The organism is Sneathiella sp., from assembly GCF_041689005.1.
GTDB lineage: Bacteria > Pseudomonadota > Alphaproteobacteria > Sneathiellales > Sneathiellaceae > Sneathiella.
Genome location: NZ_JBDNHC010000090.1, coordinates 1 through 24,408, shown reverse-complemented (window position 1 = coordinate 24,408; position 24,408 = coordinate 1). Strand labels below are relative to the sequence as shown.

The window sequence follows — 24,408 nt, the reverse complement described above, 5'->3', positions numbered from 1 at the left end:
GTTGGTTTTTCCAAGGAAGGCTTGGCGTGAGAATATCTTTGCATAAACGGGATTTGGCATGACCATTCACTTTATGCGGTTTTGAATAGGGATACGATCGGGAGAATTTGAACCGCCGGTCTCACGCGTGGCCATAATCCCCGGATAGCAACGCCGGATCGACGCCAAGTTTATTGACGGCCACAAGCCATTTGGTATCGAGTTTCAGACCAAAGACAATTTCCGCATCGGGGTCGACGACCAGCCAGCCATTTTCCTGAATCTCCTGTTCAAGCTGACCGGGCCCCCATCCGGAATAGCCGAGGGCAAGAAAGCTGTTGCTGGGACCCGCACCGCCAGCAATAGTTTTAAGCATGTCCACGGTTGCCGTCAGCGCCATATCGTCACTGATAACCAGTGTCGTTTCATGGACCAGATCGGTGGAATGGATAACAAACCCGCGTTCCGTATCCACAGGGCCCCCAAAATGTATGCCAATGCGGGTTGGCTTTTCGGATTTCGAAATATCGAGTTGTTCCAGAAGATCATCAAAACTCAGGGCATCCAATGTTTTGTTCAGGAGGATACCCATGGCACCAGCGTCAGAATGGGCACATAAGAGGATCACTGCCTTTTTGAAGCGCGGGTCAAGCATCGTCGGCATTGCAACCAATAACTTGCCGTCCAGATAGCCCGCATGGCTTGTCTCTGTGTTCATAGTCTCAATTTAAACCTTTTGATGGGCAATCTCAGCAACTGAACTTTTGTTGATGTAATTGTGACATAAAACTTCTTAATAATACTTTATATAAGAGCGTGAAATTAGTTTGGAAGATGAAAGTTGATATTTGAATGAGAAATGGCGTCGCCGCAGGGGCTAGAATATTCCTGTTGGGATTGATTGGATCTATGTTCTTTGGAGGATTGGCCGCGGCGGCGTCTGGCTGGGCTGAAACAGAGCAGTCACGGCTCAGGCTTATATCGGAATTTGACGGCGTGAAGGGGCAGAGCTCCCTGTTGATAGGGCTTCAGGTTCAACTGGCGCCAGGATGGAAAATATACTGGCGCAGTCCGGGCGACGCCGGAATACCGCCACAGTTTGATTGGACAGGGTCAAAGAATCTCAAACAGGCGCGGATTTTTTGGCCGTTACCTGAAATGTTTCATAGCTATGGATTCTCCACTTGGGGGTATCACGATGAAGTGGTATTTCCGATAAAAGTCACGTTAGAGGATTTGGCTGAACCGCTGGAACTGAAACTGCATTTATTTTATGGCATATGCCAGGAAGTCTGTATTCCCTATCAACATGATTTTGCGTTGACTCTGGGCGCAGGCACGGGGTCTGTGTCAGCCGACGCGACCGTGATAAGCGAATTCATGAAACAGGTGCCACCCGCAATTGGGTCTCCCATGTCTGCAATATCGCAGATTGATGCCGAAATTTTGACAGGGGACAAGGTGCAAATAACGGCGGCTTCGGACAGGGGTTTTAAGAACCCGAATATAATTGTGGAAGGAAAAGCAGGGACCGTTTATTCCCTTCTGTCTTTTAAATTATCGAACGATGGAAAAACAGCGGCGTTTGCTGTTAAGGCGGAAATCCCCGATAGTGAAGTACTGAAAGGTCAGGAAATCACGATCACGGTATTTGATAAGGATTTAGCGGCGGAAGAAACTCAGACCCTGCGATAGCAAAAAAGCGCCTTAAATACACAGAAAACTTTTTATTTTTCTGACCGTCATTATGTTATGTCTACTGGATAATACCACGCACTAATCAATGATAGGAAAAAGAGATGACAATAAAAGTTGGTGACAAGCTTCCAAATGTCGATTTGATGATGATGACCGATAAAGGTCCGACGAAAATTTCGGCGTCCAAATTATTCGGGAACAAGAAAGTGGCATTATTTGCTGTCCCTGGTGCCTATACACCGACTTGCTCGGCCAAACATCTGCCGGGGTTCGTGAGTAATTCCAAGAGCTTTGCAGACAAAGGCGTGGACGAAATTGTCTGTCTTTCCGTCAACGATCCCTTTGTAATGGCTGCTTGGGGAAAAGACGGCGGCGCCGGCGATATCAAGATGGTTGCCGATCCGGATGCAGCGTTTACGAAAGCAATGAACGTCGAATTTGACGCGTCCGGTGCGGGACTTGGCGTTCGCTCCCGCCGTTATTCCATGCTGGTGGACGATGGCGTCGTGACAAAGCTTAATCTTGAAGAAAGCGGCGGTTTTGAAGTTTCAGACGCTGAAACTCTTCTCGACCAGATTTAGGCCTGACCGCACGGGGAAAGTTATTGCTTTCCCCGTCATTCGTCGATGACTTCTAGGTCTTGAATTCTACCATCCCGGCATTAGCAAGCTCATCGGCTTTTTCATTCCCGGGATTCCCGGAATGTCCTTTTACCCATTTCCAGGTAATCTGGTGACGGGTGATCGCCTCATCCAGTTCCCGCCAAAGATCCTGATTTTTTACTGGCTTTCGTGCCGCGGTTTTCCATCCGTTCCGCTTCCATCCGGTAAGCCATTTCGTAATCCCGTCGCGCACATAGGTGCTATCGGTATGAAGCTCAATCTTCCCGTCTTTCTTCAGCGAATTGATGGCTTTTATGGCCGCCGTCAGCTCCATTCGGTTATTGGTGGTCAGGGTTTCGCCGCCGGAAATTTCCTTGGTCATGCCTTTATATTCCAGCACCGCACCCCAGCCTCCGGGCCCTGGATTGCCTGAGCAGGCGCCGTCGGTGTGTATGACAACCACATTTTCGTCCACAATAATTTCCTTGAGTTCAGATAACCAGATTATAGGCCCGGTGATTGCGCCGGGGCCTCTTCGCCTGCCTATTAGCATGATTGGTGGATGACAGCAATTTCGTAAAATGTAGCAGTCTTAATAAAAAATTAGCCCCTGGTGGGCAAATTTGGTCGGTATAACAACTCCATTAAGCGAGTGTGAGAACAGGTGACACTGATGCAAAAGAAGCTTTTTTCGGCGGAAATCAGACAGTTTTCCCAGGGCGGTCTGATGGAAATGCCAAATGGCGGCTTCTCCACCTCGCAATTTGATGAGATTATGGAGGCCCTCCGTTCCCTGCAGGGCAACGTTCAGCCCATCATAGCGCAGGATCCCGGTCCCGACCGTGCCACCGACAAGGGCTTTGAACTTGGCCAGTTAAAGCAGGAACTTCAACAACTCTCAGACGTTATTCTGGAAACACGCCGTGAGATCGCGTCTTTACAATCCCCGAGCGCGGGCCAGAAGCTTAATTCCATGACAGACCAGCTTGACGAGGTGGTCAAGGATACAGAAAATGCAACAAATTCCATTCTTGAAGCTGTTGAAATTATTGCAGATAAGAACGAAAGTCTGGAGTTGAACGCCAGCAGCCCGGAAGAGACGGAATGTACCGAGGCAATCAGTCGTTCCGTTATGAAAATCTATGAAGCCTGTAATTTTCAGGACGTAACAGGCCAGCGTATTTCAAAAGTAGTCTCAACCCTTACCTTCATCGATGAGCGTATCGCCAGCATGATTGATATTCTGGGCGGTAAAGATGAGCTTGTTGGACTGCAAACTGTCGAGCAGAAAACTCGGTTTGATGGGGAAGTGGAGTTGAACGGCCCTCAAGCAGAATACCAGAAAATCTCGCAGGATGAAATTGATTCCCTGTTTGACTGATCCTAGTCAAGCCCATAGGAGGCCACTGTTTTGACGGCCTGATGAAACTGAAGTTTCCTGAAATACTCTAGCGGGTCTTTCGGCTTGACCAGCGCTCCCTCGATCTGGTTCAGCCAGTCATAAAGACGTGTCAGGAGAAACCGGATCGCTGCCCCGCGGCACAGCAGAGGCAGGAAGTTCAACTCCTCTTCTGAAATATCCCGAATGCCCCGATATCCGATCAGCAGCTTTCGCGCCTTTGTTATATTGAAACTATCGTCACTTTCAAAACACCAGGCATTGAGGCAAATCGCCACGTCATAGGCAAAAAAATCATTACAGGCAAAATAATAGTCGATGACTCCGCTTACCTGGTCATTGAGGAAGAAAATATTGTCAGGAAACAAATCCGCGTGAATGACACCGCTCGGCAGTTTTTTTGGCCAATGGCTTTCAAGATAGGAAATCTCGCTTTCGATTTCTGAAAACACTTCAGGATGAAGCTCTCCGTGATGACTGGCAGCACAACTTTCGAATAAGGATCGCCAGCTTGACAGGGACAGCGTGTTTGCCCGCGTAAGGTCGAAGCCATTGCTGCCGATAGTATGAAGTTGAGCGAGTGTTTCGCCTAGCAGTGCACAATGCTGGGGGTAAACGCGTTTAACCGACCGACCGTCGAGAAACTCGATTATGGCTGCTGGCCGTCCAGCGACTTCCTTCAGGGTTTCACCGTCTGCCGCAGTAATTGGTGTCGGTGAAATGAATCCATGCGTGGCCAAATGCTCCATCAACCCCAGAAAAAAAGGCAAATCGGGTTTGCTGACTCGTTTCTCATATAACGTGAGAATATAATAGCCGGCATCCGTATGGAGCAGAAAATTGGAATTTTCCACGCCCTCGGCAATACCCTTGCAGGACAGGGCCTGCCCAAGATCATATTGATCCAGCAGGGCATCAAGCTCTTCGTCTGAAATTTCAGTATAAACGGCCATTTAGATACTCATACGGGGTGGCGCTAGATGGGGCAATATCAAAAATAGGAGACAGGGCGGTTTATGCCTCCAGCACACGGGGCATTTTGAACACCACCTGTTCTTCGTTGGTGACAATTTCCTCAAGGCTGACATCGAATCGTTTTGAGAACGCGGCGACAACTTCTTCGACGAGTGTTTCCGGGGCAGAGGCGCCCGCGGTGATGCCGATTGTCCGGCAAGCATTAAGCATCTCCCAGGGTATATCGGTCGCTCTTTGGACAAGGGCGACGGTGTCGCAACCGGCTTTCTGCCCGACTTCGACGAGCCGCATAGAGTTGGAGGAATTAGGAGCCCCGATCACCAGCAGGCCATCGCATCGTTGCGCTAATGCTTTTACCGCTGTCTGGCGGTTGGTGGTGGCGTAGCAAATATCCTCTTTCTTGGGAGTTTGTATTGTGGGGAAACGCGCCTGTAAAACGGCAACGATTTCTTTCGTTTCATCTACGGATAACGTCGTCTGGGTCAAGTAGGCGAGTTCCTTATCCGCCTGTTTTGGCGCGAACTCCTTGGCTTCGGCAACTGTTTCCACAAGCGTTATCTGCCCTTCGTCGAGCTGCCCCATGGTGCCGATGACTTCCGGATGCCCGCGATGTCCAATCAGGATAATTTCAAGACCATCCTTCTGATGGCGTTCGGCTTCCCGGTGAACTTTGCTGACCAAAGGACAGGTCGCGTCAATATAAAACATATTTCGCTTTTCAGCTTCCTCTGGAACGGATTTGGCGACGCCATGGGCTGAAAAAATAACCGGCACATCCGTGGGAATATCAGCGAGCTCGTCCACAAATACTGCACCTTTTTTCTCCAGGTTTTCGACAACGTAGCGATTATGAACAATTTCATGCCGGACATAGACAGGGGACCCATATTTCTCCAGCGCCCGTTCGACAATCTGTATCGCCCGGTCGACGCCCGCACAAAACCCGCGCGGGGCGGCCAAAAGCAACGTCCGCTTTTCCTTGTCCATTTTTATCCTCTGATTGTCTGGTCACATAAGAATAGCCAGCAACTCGGTAATATTATCATAGCTCGCTTGCTAATTCGCCCCGTCCACCTTAAATTTGCCGGACTAATACAATAGTTTGCAGACTAATGCCAGATTGGGACGAAGTAAAATCTTATGATAGCTGCGAAAATTGCGCAAAAATCTCCGTATGAAATCGAGGTGGAGGAAGGGAAAAGATATTTCTGGTGTGCTTGTGGCCACAGCAGTAAACAGCCCTTCTGCGACGGATCCCATAGTTCGACCGAATTCAAGCCGGTGGTTTATCGCGCGACCGAAACAAAAAAGCTCTATTTTCTGCGGCTGCAAACAATCCGGAGCCGTCCCACTCTGTGACGGCACTCATAGTAAAATATAGAACCAAACTTGTAAGGTAAATATGGTGTCGCCAGTCTTTTTCAGCAGCAAAATCAGATATTCGGCGTTATTGTCCGCTGCCCTGCTGCTATCATCCTGCAGCGGGTCAGTGGATACGGGTGGTATTTTCAGCATGTTCGGTGCCAAGGAGCCGCTTGCGCCCTGTCCTCAGGTTGAGGTGTTGCCCGGAGCCGAGGCGATTACGATATTCCGCGAGGGCAAGGGACGCGACCTGGTTGATGTCAGGTTTGAAGGGCTTCTGACGCCCGTCAGCGGGGAATGCCAGTATGTTGACGATGACGCCGCAGTCGAAGTCAGCCTGTTATTACGGATCGATGCGACGAAGGGGCCGGCGGCCGACAGTCAGAGCGAAGAATTCCCTTTCTTTATCGCGATTGCTAAAAAGTCGGGAAAGATTATTGCAAAAAGGATATTCTCCAGCCCGATTGAAATACCGGAAGGCCGCCGCCGCGCCGCCGTCCAGGAAGAGATGGAGCAGAGAATACCTTTGAGCGGCACGACAGGGGGTGATTACGTTATCATCACCGGGTTTCAACTGACGAAGGAACAAATGGAACTTTCAATGCAACCTTCCTCGAAATAAATTTTCTGGCGACTTACCTGTTTGACTAATTGGATTTGATCTCTATTATCTCGACCACATACAGATGATCCCAGCGGGAGAGATGGTGTTCTACAAACCATCGCCGAAGGAGCAACCACCCCGGAAACTCTCAGGCAACCGGACCGCAGGGGGATGAAACTCTGGAAAGCAAATCACGAAAGTGGTTTCACCGAAGGGGTAAGCGATCGGCGTCAGAGTTTCTGCATCGTTGATTTTGCCAAATCTCTCAGGTTATAGGACAGAGGGGGTTGTTTCCGGCGCATGACGCTCCGGGGCAACGCAACCTTTGACCGGAGCTGAGTTGAAATATGGGCGATACTTCTTTCGTAAAACAGACTGTCCTGCATGACTTACATGTTGAACTTGGCGCAAAAATGGTGCCTTTCGCAGGTTATGACATGCCCGTCCAGTATCCGGCTGGTATTCTCAAAGAGCATTTGCATACCCGCACAGCAGCAGGACTTTTCGATGTCTCCCATATGGGGCAGCTGGTAATTTCGGGCGATGATCGGGCAGCCGCGATAGAGACCCTCATTCCGGGCGATATTCAGGCGCTTGACGTCGGCGAAATGCGCTATAGCTTCCTAACCAATACCGCAGGCGGAATTCTTGACGACCTTATCGTGACCCGCCGCGAAGATGACTTGTTTGTTGTCGTGAATGCCGCCTGCAAGGATCAGGACATCAAGATTTTGACGGATGGACTGGCTGGTAAGGCAACGGTCACCGAACTTAAAAACCGGGCTTTGGTGGCATTGCAGGGCCCCAAGGCAGCGGCGGTTCTTGCGCGATTTGCCCCCGAAGTCGCCAAGATGTCCTTTATGACCTATCGGCAGGTTGAAATCGATGGCGTCACCTGTTTCGTCACCCGATCAGGATATACCGGTGAGGACGGGTTTGAGATTTCAATTCCGAATTCTCATGCAGTGAATTTTTGTCGGAAGTTGCTGGCGGGCGATGTTGTATCGCCGGTTGGTCTCGGAGCCCGCGACTCTCTCCGGCTTGAAGCAGGGCTCTGTCTTTATGGCCACGATCTCACCGAAGAAACGACGCCGGTTGCCGCGGGCTTGACCTGGGCGATCAGTAAACGCCGGCGGGAAGAGGGTGGATTTCCAGGGGCGGAGATTATCAAAAATGAAATTGCCAACAAACCGGCAATGAAACGCGTTGGGATATTACCTGAAGGTCGCGCGCCTGCCCGCGAACATACGGAAATTGCCGACGGCGCGGACACTGTAATCGGAGAGGTGACGAGCGGTGGTTTTTCACCGTCGATGGAGACGCCCATAGCAATGGGATATGTCCCGCTTGAATTTGCGGCGGCAGGTACAGAAATTAATCTGCTGGTCAGAGGTAAATCACGTCCTGCCAAGGTTGTGAAAATGCCTTTTGTCGAGCAACGTTACTATCGAGGCTAAATATTCTGGAGTAGGGAATGACTATAAAATTTACGAAAGATCATGAGTGGGTATTGCTTGAAGGCGATGTGGCGACAATTGGCATCAGTGATTATGCCCAGGACCAATTAGGGGACGTCGTGTTCGTCGAAGTGCCGGAAGTCGGGGCTGATTTGTCGAAAGGTGACGAAATTGCAGTGGTCGAAAGTGTGAAGGCGGCGTCTGAAGTTTACACACCGGTCAGCGGTGAAGTGATCGAGATAAACAATGACCTTGAGGAAACACCGACCCTCGTCAATGAAGACCCACTGGGGGGTGGCTGGTTTGCCAGGATAAAGATCACCGATTCCACTGAGCTGGCTGATCTGCTGGATGAAGAGGGGTATAAAGCCTTTGTTGAAGGGCTGGATTAATGAGATATATGCCTCACACCGCCGGTGAACGAGCGGAGATGCTGGGGAAAATCGGCGTTGGGTCTATTGATGACTTGTTCGCTGATATTCCTAAAGAAGCCCGTCTTGACGACTTGCTGAAACTGCCCCTGCACGCGAGCGAGATGGAGGTCGAGAAGAACTTCCGTACGCTCGCCTCTAAAAATCTATCTCCTTATTCAACTCCATGCTTCCTCGGAGCAGGGGCTTACCAGCATCATATTCCGTCGGTGGCGGATCATATTATTCAGCGTTCCGAATTCCTGACGGCCTACACGCCCTACCAGCCGGAGATAAGTCAGGGAACCTTGCAGGCATTGTTTGAATTTCAAACGCAAGTCGCCCTCATCACGGGGATGGAAGTTGCTAACGCGTCCATGTACGACGGGGCAACGTCTTGTGCAGAGTCTATTTTGATGGCCTGTCGGGTGACGCGCCGCAAGAAAGCAATTTTGTCTGGGAACCTTCATCCGCATTATCGCGAAACGGCTCGTACAGCATTGCAATTCACGGAATTTAGTGCCAGCGAACTGCCGCCCGTGGTAGAGGGAGCAGAGGCGTTCGATGAGTATATTAGCGAGGAAATTGCTTGCGTGGTGGTTCAGAATCCCGATTTTTTTGGCCGGTTGCAGGACCTGACATCGCTCGCGGAAAAATGCCATGCTGTTGGCGCACTCTTGGTTGTTGTGGTCAATGAAGTCGTGTCCCTTGGTGCGGTCATGTCTCCTGGCGAAATGGGTGCGGACATCGTGGCAGGGGAAGGTCAATCTATCGGTGTCCCGCTTTCCTTCGGCGGACCCTATGTGGGGCTGCTTGCCACACGGCAGAAATTTGTTCGGCAGATGCCGGGCCGGCTTTGCGGGCAGACTGTGGATCAAGACGGGCAGCGCGGTTTCGTCCTCACTCTGTCGACGCGGGAACAGCATATCCGGCGGGAAAAGGCGACCAGCAACATCTGCACGAACGCGGGTCTTTGTTCGCTCGCCTTCACCATACATATGAGCCTGCTGGGGGAGGTGGGTTTTACCAAGCTGGCGAAATTGAATCATGGTGAAGCGGTTTCGGCCGCTGAGGCACTGGAAGAAATTGAGGGCGTGGAGGTTGTCAACGCCAGCTTTTTTAATGAATTCACGCTTCGCCTGCCCAAAAATGCCGCTGATGTGGTCGAAAAGCTGGCGGCGAAAGGGGTGCTGGGGGGCGTTCCCGTCTCACGATTGATACCGGATCAGCCGGAGTTGGAAAATCTGCTGCTGGTGGCGGTCACGGAAACCTGCTCTACCGCGGACCTAGAAAAACTAGTCTCGTCATTGAAAGAGGTGCTTTGATGCTGAATAAACAAGGTCGCCCGACTCAACCGAGCAGTCCTAATGCTGGGAATTCCGATATGGAGTTCGAAACTTATACTGGCAACAAGGCGCTTGAGCTTGAAACCCCCCTGATATTTGAGCAGGGCGTTGCGGGCCGCATTGGCGTTGACATGGCAGAGCCTAAAGCTGTGAAAAGCCGCCTTGGCGGAATTGAACGAAAAGACTCTATTGGCTTGCCGGATATGTCGGAGCCACAAGTATTGCGCCATTTCGTCCGTTTAAGCCGTCAAAATTATTCTATTGATTCAGGATTTTATCCACTCGGGTCCTGCACAATGAAACATAATCCGCGGATCAACGAAAAAGTTGCCCGTCTGGCCGGACTTGGCGACTTACACCCCCTGCAACCAGTAAGCACTGTTCAGGGCGCTTTGGAACTGATTGATAGTTTGGCCCACTGGTTGAAAACTATCACTGGTATGCCTGCTGTGGCCATGTCCCCTGCCGCAGGTGCCCATGGGGAACTTTGCGGTGTCATGGCTATTCGCGCGGCGCATGAAGCCAAGGGACAGGCGCGGGTCCGAATTCTGGTTCCTGAATCCGCCCACGGAACAAACCCGGCCACGGCCGCGCTCTGTGGCTATAAAGTCGAGGCGGTCCCGGCCAGCAAAAACGGGCGCATGGACCTCGATGCCTTTGCCAAAAAACTGGGGCCGGATGTTGCCGGGGTCATGCTGACAAACCCGAACACCTGTGGTCTTTTTGAAAATGACATCAAGAAAATCGCCGATATGATTCATGAGATCGGTGGCTACTTTTATTGCGATGGCGCCAATCTTAACGCCATTCTCGGCCGGGTTCGCCCGGGCGACCTCGGTGTAGACGCCATGCATATCAATCTGCATAAGACCTTCTCTACCCCGCATGGCGGCGGCGGCCCCGGCTCAGGCCCTGTCGTGTTGTCCGAGGCTCTAGCGCCCTATGCGCCGGTTCCTATCGTTACGCATGGTGTAGACGGATATGATCTTACGGAACATGTGACGGGCGATACCGCCCGAAGTTTTGGACGCATGAAAGCGTTCCACGGCCAGATGGGAATGTTCATTCGCGCCCTTGCCTATATGCAGAGCCATGGCGCGGACGGATTGCGCCAGATTGCCGAAGATGCGGTGCTGAATGCAAATTACATTCGCGTGGGTCTTCAGGATCAGCTGCATTCTCCCTTCAAGGGCGTTTGCATGCATGAAGCCCTTTTTGATGACGGCAGTCTGAAAGGAACCGGTGTTACAACGCTGGACCTTGCTAAGGCGATGATTGATGAAGGCTTTCATCCGATGACTATGTATTTCCCGCTCGTTGTCCATGGCGCAATGCTGATTGAACCAACCGAAAGCGAATCGCGCCAGACCCTTGATCAGTTTATCGGGACGATGAAGCATTTGTTGGCCAAGGCCCATGCGAACGAGGAAGACTATTTCCACGGGGCCCCTTATTTTGCACCGAGAAGACGTCTGGACGAAACAGGTGCGGCTCGAAACCCGGTCCTGCGTTGGTCACCCCCCGCCGCGGATACTTCCGACGTAGACGTTACATTTTCTGCAGCTTCCTAGCCTCCCTGGAAATGCTGCAACTTTGAGCCCCGCCTGGTTTGGCGGGGCTTCTTTATGAAAATGGCGGATGGACAAAGGATAAAAAAAGCCCCTGCAGACTATGCAGAGGCATTTTTATTGCGTCGTAAAACGTTAGTTGAGTTGTTGCGCCAGATCTTTGATGGATTGATCAATCAATCCATCTGACTGGGAGCCCTTTAATCCATCCTCCATCAGCTTGGCAGCAGCGGCGATGGCCACATCGACAGCAACCCCTTGCACTTCTGCTACGGCTTTCTCCTCTGCCTGCCGAATTTTTTCTTCGGCAAGTTCCTGCCGCCGGGCGAGCGAGGCTTCCAGTTCAGCTATACTGTCCTTACGAAGAATCTTAGCATCTTCCTTGGCTCTCGCAACGATATCATCGGCGGATTGCAGGGCATCATGCTGACGACGCTGGAAATCCGCGAATAGCATTTGTGCATCCTCGCGAAGTTTCTTCGCTTCATCCAGCTCGTCGCGGATTTTATCAGCGCGGGCGTCCAACTGCTTGGCGACAAGCGGTGGGACCTTAAGATAGACAACGAGACCTAAAAAGCCAATAAAAGCGATGCCAACCCAAAAAGCGGGATCATGAAACATCAGGCACCTCCCTTTATGCTGGCATTAACAGCCGCATTAACATCCTTGTCCGATACATCAAGCGATACCAGTTTTGCTACCGTTGACTTCGCGGCATCAGCGGCGATCTCGCGCACATGCTCAAGTGCTGTTTCTTTCGCCTTGTTGATGTCCGCTTCTGCTGCCTTCGATTTCTGGGCAAGGGTAGCATCAAGCTCAGCTTTACTTGCATCCTGCTCCTTTGCCATCACCGACTTTAGTTCCGAGACGATGCCATGGGCTTTGGCGCGAGCGCTGGTGAGGGCGGCTTCATACTCCGCCTTTGCGTTGAGGGCATCATCATTCAACCGCTCTGCTTCTTCCAGATCCGATGAAATGCGGTTCTGGCGACCTTCCAGGACATCAGATATCCGCGGTATTGCCACCCGCGCCATCAAGAAATAAAGGATGACGAAAGAGATCGCGAGCCACACAAGCTGTGGCGGGAAATCTGCAATATTCAGTTGCGGCATGACATATCCCCTGTCCTAACTGTTCAGTATTTTCTCAGCGAGAAAAAGTGATTAACCGAACAGGATCAGGAATGCGATAACCAGGGCAAACAAGGCAACCGCTTCCGTCAGCGCAAAGCCGAGCAGAACGTTACCAAACACTTTCGGGGCTGCTGCCGGATTACGTAATGATCCGGATACGAATGCACCAAAAATGTTACCAATACCTACGCCCACACCTGCAAGCGCAATCGTCGCAAGGCCGGCACCAATCATCTTTGCGGCTTCTAATTCCATAATATTCTTCCTTCTAAATCAAGAACAACTCAAATGTTGAGGACAAGCTAGTACTCAATGATGCAGATGAAGCGCATCATTGAGATAGAGGCATGACAAAATGGCAAACACATACGCCTGTAGGACGGCGACAAGGAATTCCAGTCCTGTCAGGACAACGATAAACCCGAGCGGCAACCAGCCAAGATAAAGCCCAAGGCTGACAACAAAACCGCCAAAAACTTTCAACAGTGTATGCCCGGCGAGCATATTTGCGAAAAGCCGAACGGACAAACTGATTGGCCGGACGAAATAGGAAATAATCTCGATCGGCACAAGAAAGACTAATAAATAAAACGGTACGCCGCTCGGCACAAAAAACGTCAGAAATTTAAAACCATGCTTGAAAATGCCGATCAAGGTGACGCCAACAAACACAACAAGTGCCATAGCGAAGGTAACGATGATCTGGCTTGTCACGGTAAAGGTATAGGGGACCAGTCCAAGCAGGTTACAAAACAGGACGAACATGAAAAGAGTGAAGATGAAGGGGAAGTATCTCCGTCCTTCAGAACCGACGTTGTCTTTGACCATGTTGGCTATAAACTCGTAACTGAGTTCAGCCAAAGACTGCATCCGGCCCGGCACCATTGCCCGGGAGCGCATGCCTAACGTCAAAAACAGGGTAATTGCGGCGATTGCAACCACCATAAACAGGGAAGCGTTCGTAAAAGAGACGTCAAGGCCACCGATATCCATCGGAATCAGCCTTTTTATCTCAAATTGCGCAAGAGGGCTATGTTCTGCCGCCACGATGCTATTCCCGCTTTTACTGTTTCAACTTTATCCATGACACCCACCTAATGTGGGATTGCCTATTTCACACCATTGTCCGCATTCATGCGTCTCGCGACCTTAATGACGTTGTATAGACCAACGCCCGCGCCGACAATCAAAAATACCAACATCAACCAAGGCTTCGTGTCCAACCACTTGTCGAGCAGCCAGCCAAACCCGCCGCAAACCAGCAAAGCGGCAACCATCTCGACCGATAATCGCCAGGCCCTGCCAGGGGCGCTGGATTGCTCCACCTTTAAGTCACTGCGTTTCCAGGAAGCCTCTTCCTGTCGTTGCTGTGCCTTTGCAAGCCGAGCCCGAAATTCCTCTTTCGAAGGAGGTTCAGGTTCCGTCATTCCCATTCTCCCGGAAGAAAGGCATAGCAGCCTCAATCCACCCTACAGAAAGCGCGGGAAACATACGGTCTGCCCCCCAGAGTGTCAAGACCCAACAAACCGCTTTTTCGCTGCAAAATAAATTGTTGGTTTCGGGGGTGGTTTTGCAAGCGTATTTCCGGCTCAAGCGGCGCTTTCCGTAATCAGTTTGGCTTTTTCCAGATCAACCGAGACCAGTTGCGAAATTCCGCGTTCTGCCATGGTAACACCGAACAGGCGATCCATGCGGGCCATGGTAATAGGGTGGTGGGTTACCACCAGAAACCGCGTGTCTGAGTCGCGGGCGATGGCATCCAGAAGATGGCATAATCGCTCCACATTGACATCATCCAGTGGGGCATCGACCTCATCCAGAACGCAAATTGGCGCTGGATTGGTCAGGAAGACCGCAAACAACAGGGCAACTGCGGTCAATGCCTGTTCGCCGCCCGACAGTAGTGACATTAACTGCAATTTCTTGCCGGGGGGGGAGGCCATGATCTCCAGTCCGGCAGAAAGCGGGTCATCAGATTCGGTGAGCGCCAAATGAGCCTGACCACCGCCAAAAACCTGTCTGAACAGTTTCTGGAAATGTTGATCAACATGGGTAAAGGCGGCAAGAAGACGCTGTCGTCCTTCCTTGTTCAGGCCGGATATCCCTTGCCGCAGCCGTGCAATTGCCGCCTCAAGGTCCTGCCGTTCTGTCGTCAGGGTTGTGAGTTGTTCCTCAACCTCATTCGCTTCAATCTCGGCCCGTAAATTTACAGGGCCCATACCGTCCCGCTCTCTTTTGAGCCGTTCAAGCTTGCGCTCACTTTCCTCAGCGACGGGAATAGCCTCGTTTTCCTGAATATCTCCGGCGGTACGGATTTGATCGGGGGTGCATTTCAGTTTTTCTCGGATTTGATCACACAAGCCGGTGAGAACCTGCGCTGTATGTTCCGTATCGGATTGATGCCGTACCCGGTCTTCCCGGCATATGATCAGGGCTTCCTGACATTTACGCAGGGCCGCATCGCACTCGGTGAGCACTGATTCGGCTTCGGCGAGCTTATCCTGCAGGTTGCTGCGGGCACCTTCCGCGCGGGCAATTTCATCCATGAGGTTATTACGGGTCGCTGCGATTTTTTCCGGTTTTCCCTCGAGTTCCTGAAGCTCCTCATCGGTATTCTTGAATCTCATTTCAAGTTGAACGAAGTGAGCCGCCATATTTTTATTACGTTCAATCCAGCCGGCGACCTCCTGATCTATGGCGATGAAGCGATCACGGCAAAGCGCAGCGTCGCGTTGCTTCTGGTCTGATTCGCCTCGCAACACAGCAAGCTCTTCACGTTTTTTATTTAATTCCGCCCGCATGGCGTCCAGTTCGGAGCGGCTATGGGCATTGTCCGGGAGACGATCAAGGCTAGCTTTCTTGTCCTGCAATTCGGTTTGTAAGGTGGATATTTCGGTCTGTAGTTCTCGCAGGGAGTCTGTTAATGAGGTAAGACGGGACTGCTGAGCTGCGGATTTACGAATTTCTTCTGCATGTTGCGCGCGCATTGCCGAAATTTTTTGTTCCTGCTCGCGCTGCCGGGCTCGCGCTTCCTTTTCGGCCGCCACCGCAGTGCTAAGTTCGGTAGTAGCTGTTTTCAAACAGGAGAGGGCCTTTTCCAATGCCTCTTGCTTTATTTGCAACTCCTTTTTTATTTCACTCAGGCGATTGGCCTGTTCAAGCCGAATTGCGGCCGCCGTTTTCGCCCCTGCCTTTTTTGTAAAGCCATCCCAGCGCCATAGATCTCCTTCGAGGGAGACAAGCCTTTGCCCGAATTTCAAGGCGGGCTGTAATAAAACGCCCTTTTCGGGTGCAACGATAGCAATCTGGGAGAGTCGCCGATTCAACGCCACAGGTCCGCGTACGAACTGATCGAGCGTCGGCAGGCCGCCTGCAAACCCTTGTGACGAAGAAACATCGTCCATATTTTTCCAAAAAACCGGAGCATCGTCATTGGCGGGGGCTTCAAGATCCTCGCCAAGCGCCGCGCCAAGGGCGGCTTCATAGCCTGCGTCTACCCTCATTCCCTGAATGATGCCGGGCCATTCGCTCTCGTTATCCTTTTCCAGAAGCTGTGATAATGCTCTTTCTTCCGCCGCCAATCGCGTGACCTCGCTCTCTGCGATCTTGACTTTGTCACGGGCCTCGCGTTCCTGTTGGTCCGCTGTTTGCCGGGCTGTTTCCGCAAGGTCGCTGGCACTTACATCGGCATCAAGTTTCGCGAGAGTCTCTTCGAGGGATGTCACTGACGGCTGAGACTCATCGCGGCCCTTGACTAAAGCCTCAATACCCGCTTTTTCCTTTTCGAATTCGTCCCGGCGTGTGCAAAGCCGGGCGAGCTGATGAGTTGCGGTCTCAATTTGCTGAGTTAGGCTATTGCGGTGGGCAATCTCTGTGGCAATTGCTTCTGTTTTCTGGTCGAAAGTCTGCTGTGTTTCCCGTAAACTCTCCTGGCATTTACTTAATTTCGCCAGAAGCTCTTCGGCGAGCGGGATATCTTTCTCGCTCGCCGCCCGTAACTGTATTTTTTCCGCCTCAAGTCGCGTGATTGCGTCCGCCGAATCCTTTTCAAGATTTTGCTCTCTCACCATATCGCTTGAAATCTGGCTTTTACGGCTTTCCAGTTGCTTTTTTGCCTGTTTCGCCCGCTCTTCCTCCGCATCGAGATTCTCGCGGGCGAGAGTCAGGCGGTGAACAGCGGCGGCGGCGGCGGCTTCGTGATCGCGAAGCGGCTTTAAGGCTTCATTGGCTTTCAAGGTTGCCGTTTCCGCCGTTGCCGCCTGTCGGGTCAGTTCATTGACGGCCATAACGGCTTGCTCATATTTATGCTTCGCCTCAATCGCCTTTTGTTGGGCCTGCTGGTATTTCCGTAACAGCAGCATTGCCTCTGCTTTTCGAATATGCCCTGAAATATTACGATAGCGATTAGCCTGCCGCGCCTGTCGTTTAAGATTGCCAAGCTGCGCATCGAGTTGTTCGATAACATCATCTACGCGTTCCAGATTTGCCTCGGCGGAATTCAGGCGCAGTTCCGCCTCATGACGACGCGAGTGTAATCCGGAAATACCCGCGGCCTCTTCAAGCAGATGTCGGCGTTCCTTCGGCTTGGCGTTAATAAGCGCCCCGACGCGCCCTTGACTGACTATGGCGGTTGAGTGAGCGCCGGTAGCGAGATCGGCAAATAATAGTTGAACATCACGCGCACGCGCGATTTTTCCGTTGATCCGATAATCCGATCCGGTGTCCCGACGAATTCTGCGCATGACGTCCAGTTCAGGGGCATCGTTATAAGATGCGGGTGCTGTCCGTTCCTTGTTATCAAGGCCAAGCGTCACTTCGGCGGCATTGCGCGGGGGGCGTGAGGCAGTGCCCGCAAAAATAACGTCATCCATTGCGCCGCCACGCATGTTTCTGGCAGACGTCTCCCCCATGACCCATGTCAGGGCTTCAACAAGATTAGACTTGCCGCACCCATTTGGGCCGACAATTCCTGTGAGGCCGTCTTTAATTAGAAGTTCCGTTGGCTCTACAAAGGACTTAAAACCCGACAGTTTTAATCGCGTAAATTTCACGGCCTCTCCACGAATTGCATTACATTTTGGATTTTAAGTAGCTGTCCAGAACTTCAAAGGAACGATCTTCCTCATATTTTTCGCCATTGATGAACAGGGTCGGTGTCGAAGTCACGTCATAATCATTTGCCCCCGTTAGCCGTTCATTCAGAATGGATTCGCCAAGCTTTTCGTCAGCGAGACAGGCCTCGAACTTCTGCTGGCCAACACCGGCCTGTTTACCGATTTTTATCAGGGCATCGGTAGGGTTCTTGGTTCTCGTCCATTCGGCCTGTCGGGAGAAAAGGATATCGATAAGTGGGAAAAATTTTGTGTCGCCCGCGCATTCTGCCAGGACCGAGGCTTGGAATGCATAGCGATCAAGCGGGAAATGGCGGAAGATAAAGCGCGCCTTGCCTGTATCCAGATAATTTTCTTTAAGCTTCTGGAACCCAGTTTCGTGAAAGTGAGCGCAATGCGGGCAGGTGAGGGAGGCATATTCGATTATCGTGATCGGCGCGTCTGGCTCTCCAAGCACATGGTCAGAATCAGTCATTTCCGGCGATGCGGCGAAAGCCGTCCCGGCCGTGAAAAAGCTGATGGAGGCGCCTACCAGCACGGGGGCAACTCCGGTTGAAATTACAAAATGTCGTCTAGATAAAGTCAATTGTTCGTCTTTCCTACTATATGTGGTGGGATTATAACTTCTCATTTACAATTCCTCAAATGATTCATTCATTCTTTTACAAGATAATGCAATTTTCTTTATTTAGGCGGAGGGCGGCGCCTCGCCAGCTTTTATCCGCGCGGCTTCGTCACGGTTGCGTGACCCCAGCATTGAAGTTGCGACGGCTTCAAGCCTTTTTTTTAAATCTTCATCCACCACATCTTGCGTGATGGACTGGATCCAGGCTTTTTGCTCTTCGGTTAACGGGAGCGGAGGGCTTTTCCGTCGAATTTCAGGTTTTTGTATCGGGGCCTGAATAAGCTGGAGGCGAAAAACGGCACGATATCCGAAGAAACTGTTGATCCGTTCAATAATTAACGGCTCAAAATGTTGGAACTCTGGCCCCCATCCGGGAGCAACGCGAATGCGGAGTGTCGCATCCTTGTTGGCATTACGGGTAAAGTTTAGTTTTTCAGGGCTGGAGCAATTGGCAAGGTTCGGCCCGACAATAGCGGGCCAGTTCGCAAGGATATCCGCTTGCGCAAAGCCGCGTTTGACCAGAGCCGCCCGGGCAGATTTTCCAACAAAGCTTGCGATAGCGCGGGGGCCGGCAATTTTCTGCGCTTTTCTCAAATGCTGTTTTCTCCTGTTCCTGCGGAACCGTCCGGGAACTAGATGTTGATTACTTCTAAAAATTTCCTCATAACATTGATCTTAATATGACGTATCCGCTGCCCGCACAAAAGCAATTTTCTCGACAGGTTCTTGCCTGGTATGACAACCATGCCCGTCATTTGCCCTGGCGAAGCCTTCCTGGAGAAATTCCCGATCCCTATCATGTCTGGTTAAGCGAGATCATGCTGCAGCAGACTACGGTTGCCACAGTTGGCCCGTATTTCAGCAAATTCCTCGCGAACTGGCCAACAATCAAGCATATGGCGGCCGCACCGCTTGACGATATCCTGACGGCCTGGGCAGGGCTGGGGTATTACGCCCGCGCGCGTAACCTGCATAAATGCGCAAATGTCATATGCCGCGATTTCGGCGGTTACTTCCCCACGGATCATGATGAGCTTTTGGCCTTACCCGGTATTGGCCCCTATACTGCCGCCGCAATTTCCGCCATCGCGTTTGATCGGCCAGAAACGGTGGTCGACGGGAATATTGAACGCATCATGGCCCGTGTCTTCAGAATTGAAGAGCCTTTGCCGACCGCCAAAAAAGATATAACGGATAAAGCGGCTCAACTTACCCCTCTCAAGCGTCCGGGCGACTATGCGCAAAGCCTGATGGATATCGGCGCCAGCATCTGTACGCCCCGAAATCCTGACTGCCAAGCATGCCCAGTGACAGCTAATTGCGCAGCTTATGCGGCCAGGGACATGGAACGTTATCCGGTCAAGGCACCGAAAAAAGCTAAACCTGTCCGACGCGCCGTCGTTTTCTGGATTGAGAATGATGAGGGTTTGGTCCTGTTGCGACGATGGGTCGAAAAAGGCCTGTTAGGCGGGATGATGGAATTTCCCTCTACCGACTGGCAAGCCGATGATGTCACATTGGATGACGCTTCGGTGCATTTCCTTGCTGCGAGCGGCTTCCCGGCGGCAAAGGCATTGGTCGAAAAAGCGCTGGTCCGCCATACATTCACTCATTTTCATCTTGAGCTGCGGCCGGTTAGGGTTGTTATTTCAGGGGCAGGCAACCCGCCAATCGCCAATTCCGTTTGGGTCCAACCCACTGAATTTGACGGCTATGCCCTGCCGACGCTCATGAGAAAAGTGGTCCAGGCAATTCACGCTCCTTAGCGGACGAGTGGACCCGCGCCGGCCGTCAAAGGCCGGGGCTGACAAATTCATCTTTGGAAATTTTACTGTCCCCGTTTGTGTCAAGCGCATTGAAGCGTTTGACTCCGAACGCTTTTATTTCGTCGGTTGTGACGATCGTATCGCCGTTGCTGTCCATGTCACGATAGACATCAGGCACGGTTACATCAGAATGGGCGGGCGCTGTCACTGGGCGTAGGTTCTCTGCCTTGACATATTCTTCAAACGCAATCTGGCCATCGCTATTGAGATCGTATTCCTTAAACAGGCGCAAGTAATAGGCGTCGGCCTCTGAGGCAGACAATACGCCATCAGCATCGCGGTCAATCCCAAGAAACCGTGATTCTTCCCAGGAAAAAGCCGAGGAAGCTGTGCCGAGCACAACACATCCACTAACTACCATCGCCGCGAATAACCTGTTCATTAGCCTGATCCTTTGTAAATTGGGTAAATCCCTAGTTCGTTTCTGCGCGTACCTGCTGACGCAAGACATCGATGGAAACTGATTTCCCCTCGACATCGAAATGCCAGAACGTCCAGCCATTACATGTACTCGCACCCTGCAATTGGGCGCCGACCTTGTGGATGGAGCCGGATACATCCGAGGCAATCAGACTTCCGTCAGGTCGCACCTTCGCCTTATAACGTTTTCGTGCATCGAACAGAACCTGTCCGGCAGTCAACAAACCCCGCTCTACGACAGACCCAAACGGGATGCGCGGCTCCTGCCGTTTGCTCCGCATCGTCTCCAGATCTTCCGGCGCGAGGGCGCGAACCTTGCTGATACGGTCCCGGGCAACGGCGATATATTTTTCTTCTCGCTCCAGACCTATATAGTGCCGCCCTAGCTTGCGGGCAACTGCACCAGTGGTTCCCGTGCCAAAAAACGGATCGAGGATAACGTCGCCCGGGGTCGAGGCCGCCGTCAAAATGCGATAGAGGAGGGCTTCAGGCTTCTGCGTCGTATGGGCTTTTTCACCATCGACTTTAAGTCTTTCACCGCCACTGCAGATTGGCAGTTGCCAGTCGGATCGCATCTGGACGTCATCATTCATGACTTTCAGGGCATCGTAGTTAAACGTGATATTTCGTGCCTCCGGTCCCTTGGAGCACCAGATCAGGGTTTCATGGGCATTGGTAAAGCGGGTCCCGCGAAAGTTCGGCATCGGATTGGTTTTGCGCCAGATAACATCATTCAGGATCCAGTAGCCAAGATCCTGCAAGCGCGCGCCAACCCGGAAGATATTATGATAGGAGCCTATGACCCAAAGCGTTCCACTATCTTTCAATACCCGTTTTGCCGCCGTTAGCCAGTCATGGGTAAATCTGTCATATGTCTTGAAGCTTTCAAACTGATCCCAGTCATCAGTCACGGCATCGACAAAACTGTCATCGGGGCGTCGGAGTTCCCCGGACAATTGCATGTTATAGGGTGGATCGGCGAAGATCATGTCCACTGATTTTTCCGGGAGGCTGTTCATCAGTTCCACGCAATCCCCGCTGAGGATCTGGTCGATTGGTAATTTTAGTTTTTCAGTCATGAGAACCATTCAGGCGATTTCAACTGATGCAATTTTGATTCGGTCGATTCGCCGCGTCAATAAATTTGTTGAATCAGTATCTTACAGAACAGTTCTAAAGTTTCACTTAACTTCGTTCGAGAATTTCCCGGATAGGGGCAAAGCTTCGTCTATGTAGTGGCGTCACGCCGAAATCCCTCAACCCCTTGCGATGCTCAACCGTTCCATACCCTGCATTTCGTTCCCATCCGTAGTTCGGATACTGCAGGGCGGCAGCGTGCATTTTCCGGTCCCGTGTTACTTTTGCCACAATTGAGGCAGCGGCAATTGACAGGGATATGGCATCCCCCTTGATAATTGTCAGGGTTTTGCAGCCAAGTTGTGGATCACAATTTCCGTCAACCAGAACGGTATCCGGCACGACGGAAAGATTTAAAATGGCCCGCCGCATGGCGAGCAGGCTCGCCTGTAAAATGTTGATCCTATCGATTTCCTCAACAGTTGCCTCGCCGATACCGACAATGGCAGCGGCATGTATGGCATCGAACAGATTTTCCCGAATTCGCTTCGAAAGCTGTTTACTGTCATGGATACCGGGGGGAATATTATTGTAATCAAGGATTACCGCAGCGGCGACGACGGGCCCTGCAAAGGGGCCACGTCCGGCTTCATCAACGCCGGCGACACGGCCCAATTCGGCCATCTCAAAGGTTAAATCCGGAAATTTGTAGTTTTTCTTCATCGCCCTTCCTGCATATCACAGGGGCAGGCTTAAAATAAATCCAATTGTTGATTGTCTCCAGGCTTTCGAAACAGATCCGTTGTAAGTGCGTATTTATCTGTCTTAAACCCAAGACGCCGACAGGCAAGAATAAACCGCTTGTTTATCAGGGTGGCATAGGGGCCAGTTCCAACCATCCGGGTACCAAAAGCAGCGTCATAATTCTTGCCGCCCCGGGTGGATCGGACCAGCTTCATTACGCGAGACGTCCGGTCCGGATAGTTTTCTTCCAGCCATTGTTCAAACAACCCCGCCACCTCACCGGGCAGTCTTAACAACAGGCAAACTGCACTGGAGGCCCCTTTATCCTTTGCCAACTCCATTATTTGCTCAAGTTCCGGATCATTGAGTGAAGGGATAACCGGTGCGATCTGAACAAGGGTCCGGATGCCCGCCTTGCTAAGCTCGGCGATAGCCCGCAGACGTTTTTGCGGAGCGCTCGCCCGGGGTTCAAGGGCGCGGGCGAGACGGCTATCCAGGCTGGTTACCGATATGCCAACGGAAACAATGTTTTCCTTAGCAAGAGGTTCCAGAAGATCTACATCCCGCAACACCAGATCTGATTTCGTCGTGATTGTAAAAGGGTGTTTTGCCGCCGCCAGCACCTTGATAATGTCCCGGGTGATCTTCATATCCCGCTCGATCGGCTGATAGGGGTCCGTGTTGGTGCCGAGGGCAATAGGTTTGCAGACATAAGAGGGGCGGGAAATTTCCCGTGCCAGCAATTCTGCCGCGTTGGGCTTGGCAAACAATTTGCTTTCGAAATCAAGCCCCGGAGACAGGTTCATGAATGCGTGGCTCGGTCGCGCGTAACAATAAATGCAACCATGCTCACAGCCTCGATAGGCGTTAACTGATCTGTCAAAAGGCAAATCAGGAGAGCTGTTGCGGCTGATAATCGTTTTTGGATGTTCTATGGTGATTGTGGTCCTGAGCTTTCGCTCAGGCATTTCAGGGTCGGTCCAGCCATCGGATATGAAGTCGCGCGTTTCTATCTCAAATCGGCCATCGGGATTGACGGTTGCGCCACGGCCGCGCCTCAGGCTTTTAACGAAAGGAATGACATCATTTTCCTGCATTCCATAATTCTATAATGTATTTAGGAACAAAACAAGAACATAATTAATTATATTTTTACGACAGAATTATTGCTCTCGGACCGTTAGAGAATAACTAGATAATGGGAGGAATGGAAAAATGACGAAATTCAGCTATTTCCTTTTGGCGACTGTATTCTGCAGTGTCCTTGCGGTGGAACCGGTGTCTGCACGTGAATCTGGCTGGAATTCCGGTCATGGGCAATCCGGCGTTACGCAGTTCAGGGACAAAGGTAACCATTGGAGTCAGCAAAGCGATCGTGGCGCGAAGCCCGATAGGCGGGCTGGCAAGAAAAAAGACGACTCCCGTCAGTCACAATATAAGAATTGGGGGAGTAATGAAGACCATGACAGAAAGAAGGGCCAAAGCCATAAGCCGGGCCACTCAGCGCGTTACGCAACGCCTGCCCCGCGGTATCACGGGGTACCACCGCGTCAACCAGTATACCGCGCGCCTTATTACAAGCCACATTATGTCTATGTGAAGCCCCGTCATACTCCTAGATATTACGGGTATTATCCTTACCGCGGATTTTTCTGGCCGTTTGCCCATGTCAATTTTGTCATAAATCTATCCAATACCCAGATAGAGCGCCATCATCAGGCTGTATTTATCGCCCTTGACGGCCCGGTGGGTCAGATAACAAGCTGGTCTGAAAATGGCCGTTACGGCACTATTGTCGTTTTGAGGGACGGATTTGACGAATATGGATATATCTGCAAGCAATATCGCCAGACCATCCGCTATCATGGGCGCGTTTCAACGGAAGTTTCCATATCCTGCCTGTCGCCTGAAGGTTACTGGGAGACACCATAGGATTTAGAATAGAGCGGGGGGAGAAATGCAATCGTGGAGTTTACTGTCTTTTCCCGGCCAGGTGAAAAAGACGCAACATGCTGGCGGTCTCAAGAAATTCAAAGGCATTTTCATCGAGATGGTTAAAGGCAAAGGCAACC

26 protein-coding genes, 1 pseudogene and 2 riboswitches are annotated in these 24,408 nt (G+C 51.5%); of the genes and pseudogenes, 11 read left to right on the top strand and 16 right to left on the bottom strand.

Annotated features, from left to right (window positions below; all coding sequences use genetic code 11):
* Positions 1–121 precede the first annotated feature (121 nt).
* Positions 122–697 (bottom strand): YqgE/AlgH family protein, encoded by a 576-nt coding sequence (locus ACESNI_RS11110; RefSeq protein WP_373086710.1) that lies wholly within the window; start codon positions 695–697, stop codon positions 122–124.
* Between the two features lie 299 nt (positions 698–996).
* Here ACESNI_RS11110 and ACESNI_RS11105 point away from each other — a divergent pair, with 299 nt between their 5' ends.
* Together ACESNI_RS11105 and ACESNI_RS11100 are read left to right on the top strand one after the other, a co-directional pair.
* Complete coding sequence (locus ACESNI_RS11105) at positions 997–1,674, top strand: protein-disulfide reductase DsbD domain-containing protein (RefSeq protein WP_373086709.1); 678 nt, start codon at positions 997–999, stop codon at positions 1,672–1,674.
* 104 nt (positions 1,675–1,778) lie between these two features.
* A complete protein-coding gene (locus tag ACESNI_RS11100; RefSeq protein ID WP_373086708.1) occupies positions 1,779–2,258 on the top strand; it encodes a peroxiredoxin in 480 nt (159 codons plus the stop codon).
* Positions 2,259–2,310: 52 nt separating this feature from the next.
* Here ACESNI_RS11100 and rnhA read toward each other — a convergent pair whose 3' ends face one another.
* Complete coding sequence (rnhA, locus tag ACESNI_RS11095) at positions 2,311–2,754, bottom strand: ribonuclease HI (RefSeq protein WP_373086707.1); 444 nt, start codon at positions 2,752–2,754, stop codon at positions 2,311–2,313.
* A 198-nt stretch (positions 2,755–2,952) separates the two neighbouring features.
* On the opposite strand from rnhA, the gene ACESNI_RS11090 reads away from it, so the two are divergent.
* Positions 2,953–3,660 (top strand): protein phosphatase CheZ, encoded by a 708-nt coding sequence (locus ACESNI_RS11090; protein WP_373086706.1) that lies wholly within the window; start codon positions 2,953–2,955, stop codon positions 3,658–3,660.
* Between the two features lie 2 nt (positions 3,661–3,662).
* Here ACESNI_RS11090 and thrB read toward each other — a convergent pair whose 3' ends face one another.
* Both thrB and ispH read right to left on the bottom strand, forming a co-directional pair.
* Complete coding sequence (gene thrB, locus ACESNI_RS11085) at positions 3,663–4,631, bottom strand: homoserine kinase (RefSeq protein WP_373086705.1); 969 nt, start codon at positions 4,629–4,631, stop codon at positions 3,663–3,665.
* Positions 4,632–4,692: 61 nt separating this feature from the next.
* Complete coding sequence (gene ispH, locus ACESNI_RS11080) at positions 4,693–5,640, bottom strand: 4-hydroxy-3-methylbut-2-enyl diphosphate reductase (RefSeq protein ID WP_373086704.1); 948 nt, start codon at positions 5,638–5,640, stop codon at positions 4,693–4,695.
* A gap of 153 nt (positions 5,641–5,793) precedes the next feature.
* On the opposite strand from ispH, the pseudogene ACESNI_RS11075 reads away from it, so the two are divergent.
* From ACESNI_RS11075 to gcvPB, 6 genes and pseudogenes are all read left to right on the top strand, one after another.
* Positions 5,794–6,034 (top strand): annotated as a pseudogene (locus tag ACESNI_RS11075) (CDGSH iron-sulfur domain-containing protein).
* Between the two features lie 21 nt (positions 6,035–6,055).
* Complete coding sequence (locus ACESNI_RS11070) at positions 6,056–6,637, top strand: hypothetical protein (protein ID WP_373086703.1); 582 nt, start codon at positions 6,056–6,058, stop codon at positions 6,635–6,637.
* Positions 6,638–6,701: 64 nt separating this feature from the next.
* Positions 6,702–6,793, top strand: a riboswitch (glycine riboswitch).
* Positions 6,794–6,796: 3 nt separating this feature from the next.
* Positions 6,797–6,902: riboswitch (glycine riboswitch) on the top strand.
* Between the two features lie 64 nt (positions 6,903–6,966).
* Positions 6,967–8,076, top strand: coding sequence for a glycine cleavage system aminomethyltransferase GcvT (gene gcvT / locus ACESNI_RS11065; protein WP_373086702.1), 1,110 nt, complete (start codon positions 6,967–6,969; stop codon positions 8,074–8,076).
* 17 nt (positions 8,077–8,093) lie between these two features.
* Positions 8,094–8,468 carry a glycine cleavage system protein GcvH gene (gene gcvH, locus ACESNI_RS11060; RefSeq protein WP_373086701.1) on the top strand — a complete coding sequence of 125 codons (375 nt, stop codon included), beginning with the start codon at positions 8,094–8,096 and terminating at the stop codon, positions 8,466–8,468.
* Positions 8,468–9,811, top strand: a complete 1,344-nt coding sequence (gene gcvPA, locus ACESNI_RS11055) for an aminomethyl-transferring glycine dehydrogenase subunit GcvPA (protein WP_373086700.1) — start codon at positions 8,468–8,470, stop codon at positions 9,809–9,811. Before gcvH ends, gcvPA begins: the two co-directional genes overlap by 1 nt.
* Positions 9,808–11,403 carry an aminomethyl-transferring glycine dehydrogenase subunit GcvPB gene (gene gcvPB, locus ACESNI_RS11050; protein ID WP_373086699.1) on the top strand — a complete coding sequence of 532 codons (1,596 nt, stop codon included), beginning with the start codon at positions 9,808–9,810 and terminating at the stop codon, positions 11,401–11,403. Before gcvPA ends, gcvPB begins: the two co-directional genes overlap by 4 nt.
* A gap of 132 nt (positions 11,404–11,535) precedes the next feature.
* Here the strand turns inward: gcvPB and ACESNI_RS11045 are convergent, their stop codons facing one another.
* The 8 genes from ACESNI_RS11045 to ACESNI_RS11010 all read right to left on the bottom strand — a co-directional run bounded on the left by ACESNI_RS11045 (position 11,536) and on the right by ACESNI_RS11010 (position 18,863).
* Positions 11,536–12,021 (bottom strand): F0F1 ATP synthase subunit B, encoded by a 486-nt coding sequence (locus ACESNI_RS11045; RefSeq protein ID WP_373086698.1) that lies wholly within the window; start codon positions 12,019–12,021, stop codon positions 11,536–11,538.
* On the bottom strand, positions 12,021–12,512 hold the full coding sequence (locus ACESNI_RS11040; RefSeq protein ID WP_373086697.1) for a F0F1 ATP synthase subunit B': 492 nt from the start codon (positions 12,510–12,512) through the stop codon (positions 12,021–12,023). The genes ACESNI_RS11045 and ACESNI_RS11040 overlap by 1 nt, the downstream gene beginning before the upstream one ends.
* Positions 12,513–12,563: 51 nt before the next feature.
* Positions 12,564–12,788: a F0F1 ATP synthase subunit C gene (locus ACESNI_RS11035; RefSeq protein ID WP_373086696.1), complete on the bottom strand. Its 225-nt coding sequence runs from the start codon at positions 12,786–12,788 to the stop codon at positions 12,564–12,566.
* Between the two features lie 54 nt (positions 12,789–12,842).
* Complete coding sequence (locus tag ACESNI_RS11030; RefSeq protein WP_373086694.1) at positions 12,843–13,580, bottom strand: F0F1 ATP synthase subunit A; 738 nt, start codon at positions 13,578–13,580, stop codon at positions 12,843–12,845.
* Positions 13,581–13,642: 62 nt separating this feature from the next.
* Entirely contained in the window at positions 13,643–13,960 is a 318-nt protein-coding gene (locus ACESNI_RS11025; RefSeq protein ID WP_373086693.1) for an AtpZ/AtpI family protein, read from the bottom strand.
* Positions 13,961–14,122: 162 nt separating this feature from the next.
* Positions 14,123–17,584, bottom strand: a complete 3,462-nt coding sequence (gene smc, locus ACESNI_RS11020) for a chromosome segregation protein SMC (RefSeq protein ID WP_373086692.1) — start codon at positions 17,582–17,584, stop codon at positions 14,123–14,125.
* Between the two features lie 19 nt (positions 17,585–17,603).
* A complete protein-coding gene (locus ACESNI_RS11015; protein ID WP_373086691.1) occupies positions 17,604–18,182 on the bottom strand; it encodes a DsbA family protein in 579 nt (192 codons plus the stop codon).
* A 150-nt stretch (positions 18,183–18,332) separates the two neighbouring features.
* Positions 18,333–18,863 carry a DUF721 domain-containing protein gene (locus tag ACESNI_RS11010; RefSeq protein WP_373086690.1) on the bottom strand — a complete coding sequence of 177 codons (531 nt, stop codon included), beginning with the start codon at positions 18,861–18,863 and terminating at the stop codon, positions 18,333–18,335.
* 86 nt (positions 18,864–18,949) lie between these two features.
* Between ACESNI_RS11010 and mutY the strand changes: the two genes are divergently transcribed.
* A complete protein-coding gene (gene mutY / locus ACESNI_RS11005; RefSeq protein ID WP_373086689.1) occupies positions 18,950–20,035 on the top strand; it encodes an A/G-specific adenine glycosylase in 1,086 nt (361 codons plus the stop codon).
* Between the two features lie 25 nt (positions 20,036–20,060).
* Here the strand turns inward: mutY and ACESNI_RS11000 are convergent, their stop codons facing one another.
* From ACESNI_RS11000 to ACESNI_RS10985, 4 genes are all read right to left on the bottom strand, one after another.
* Entirely contained in the window at positions 20,061–20,477 is a 417-nt protein-coding gene (locus ACESNI_RS11000) for an EF-hand domain-containing protein (protein ID WP_373086688.1), read from the bottom strand.
* 31 nt (positions 20,478–20,508) lie between these two features.
* Positions 20,509–21,594, bottom strand: a complete 1,086-nt coding sequence (locus ACESNI_RS10995; RefSeq protein ID WP_373086687.1) for a site-specific DNA-methyltransferase — start codon at positions 21,592–21,594, stop codon at positions 20,509–20,511.
* A gap of 106 nt (positions 21,595–21,700) precedes the next feature.
* Positions 21,701–22,315, bottom strand: coding sequence for a ribonuclease HII (locus tag ACESNI_RS10990; protein ID WP_373086686.1), 615 nt, complete (start codon positions 22,313–22,315; stop codon positions 21,701–21,703).
* 29 nt (positions 22,316–22,344) lie between these two features.
* A complete protein-coding gene (locus tag ACESNI_RS10985; RefSeq protein WP_373086685.1) occupies positions 22,345–23,433 on the bottom strand; it encodes a PA0069 family radical SAM protein in 1,089 nt (362 codons plus the stop codon).
* Between the two features lie 118 nt (positions 23,434–23,551).
* Between ACESNI_RS10985 and ACESNI_RS10980 the strand changes: the two genes are divergently transcribed.
* Positions 23,552–24,268 carry a hypothetical protein gene (locus tag ACESNI_RS10980; RefSeq protein ID WP_373086684.1) on the top strand — a complete coding sequence of 239 codons (717 nt, stop codon included), beginning with the start codon at positions 23,552–23,554 and terminating at the stop codon, positions 24,266–24,268.
* The last annotated feature ends 140 nt before the right edge of the window (positions 24,269–24,408 follow it).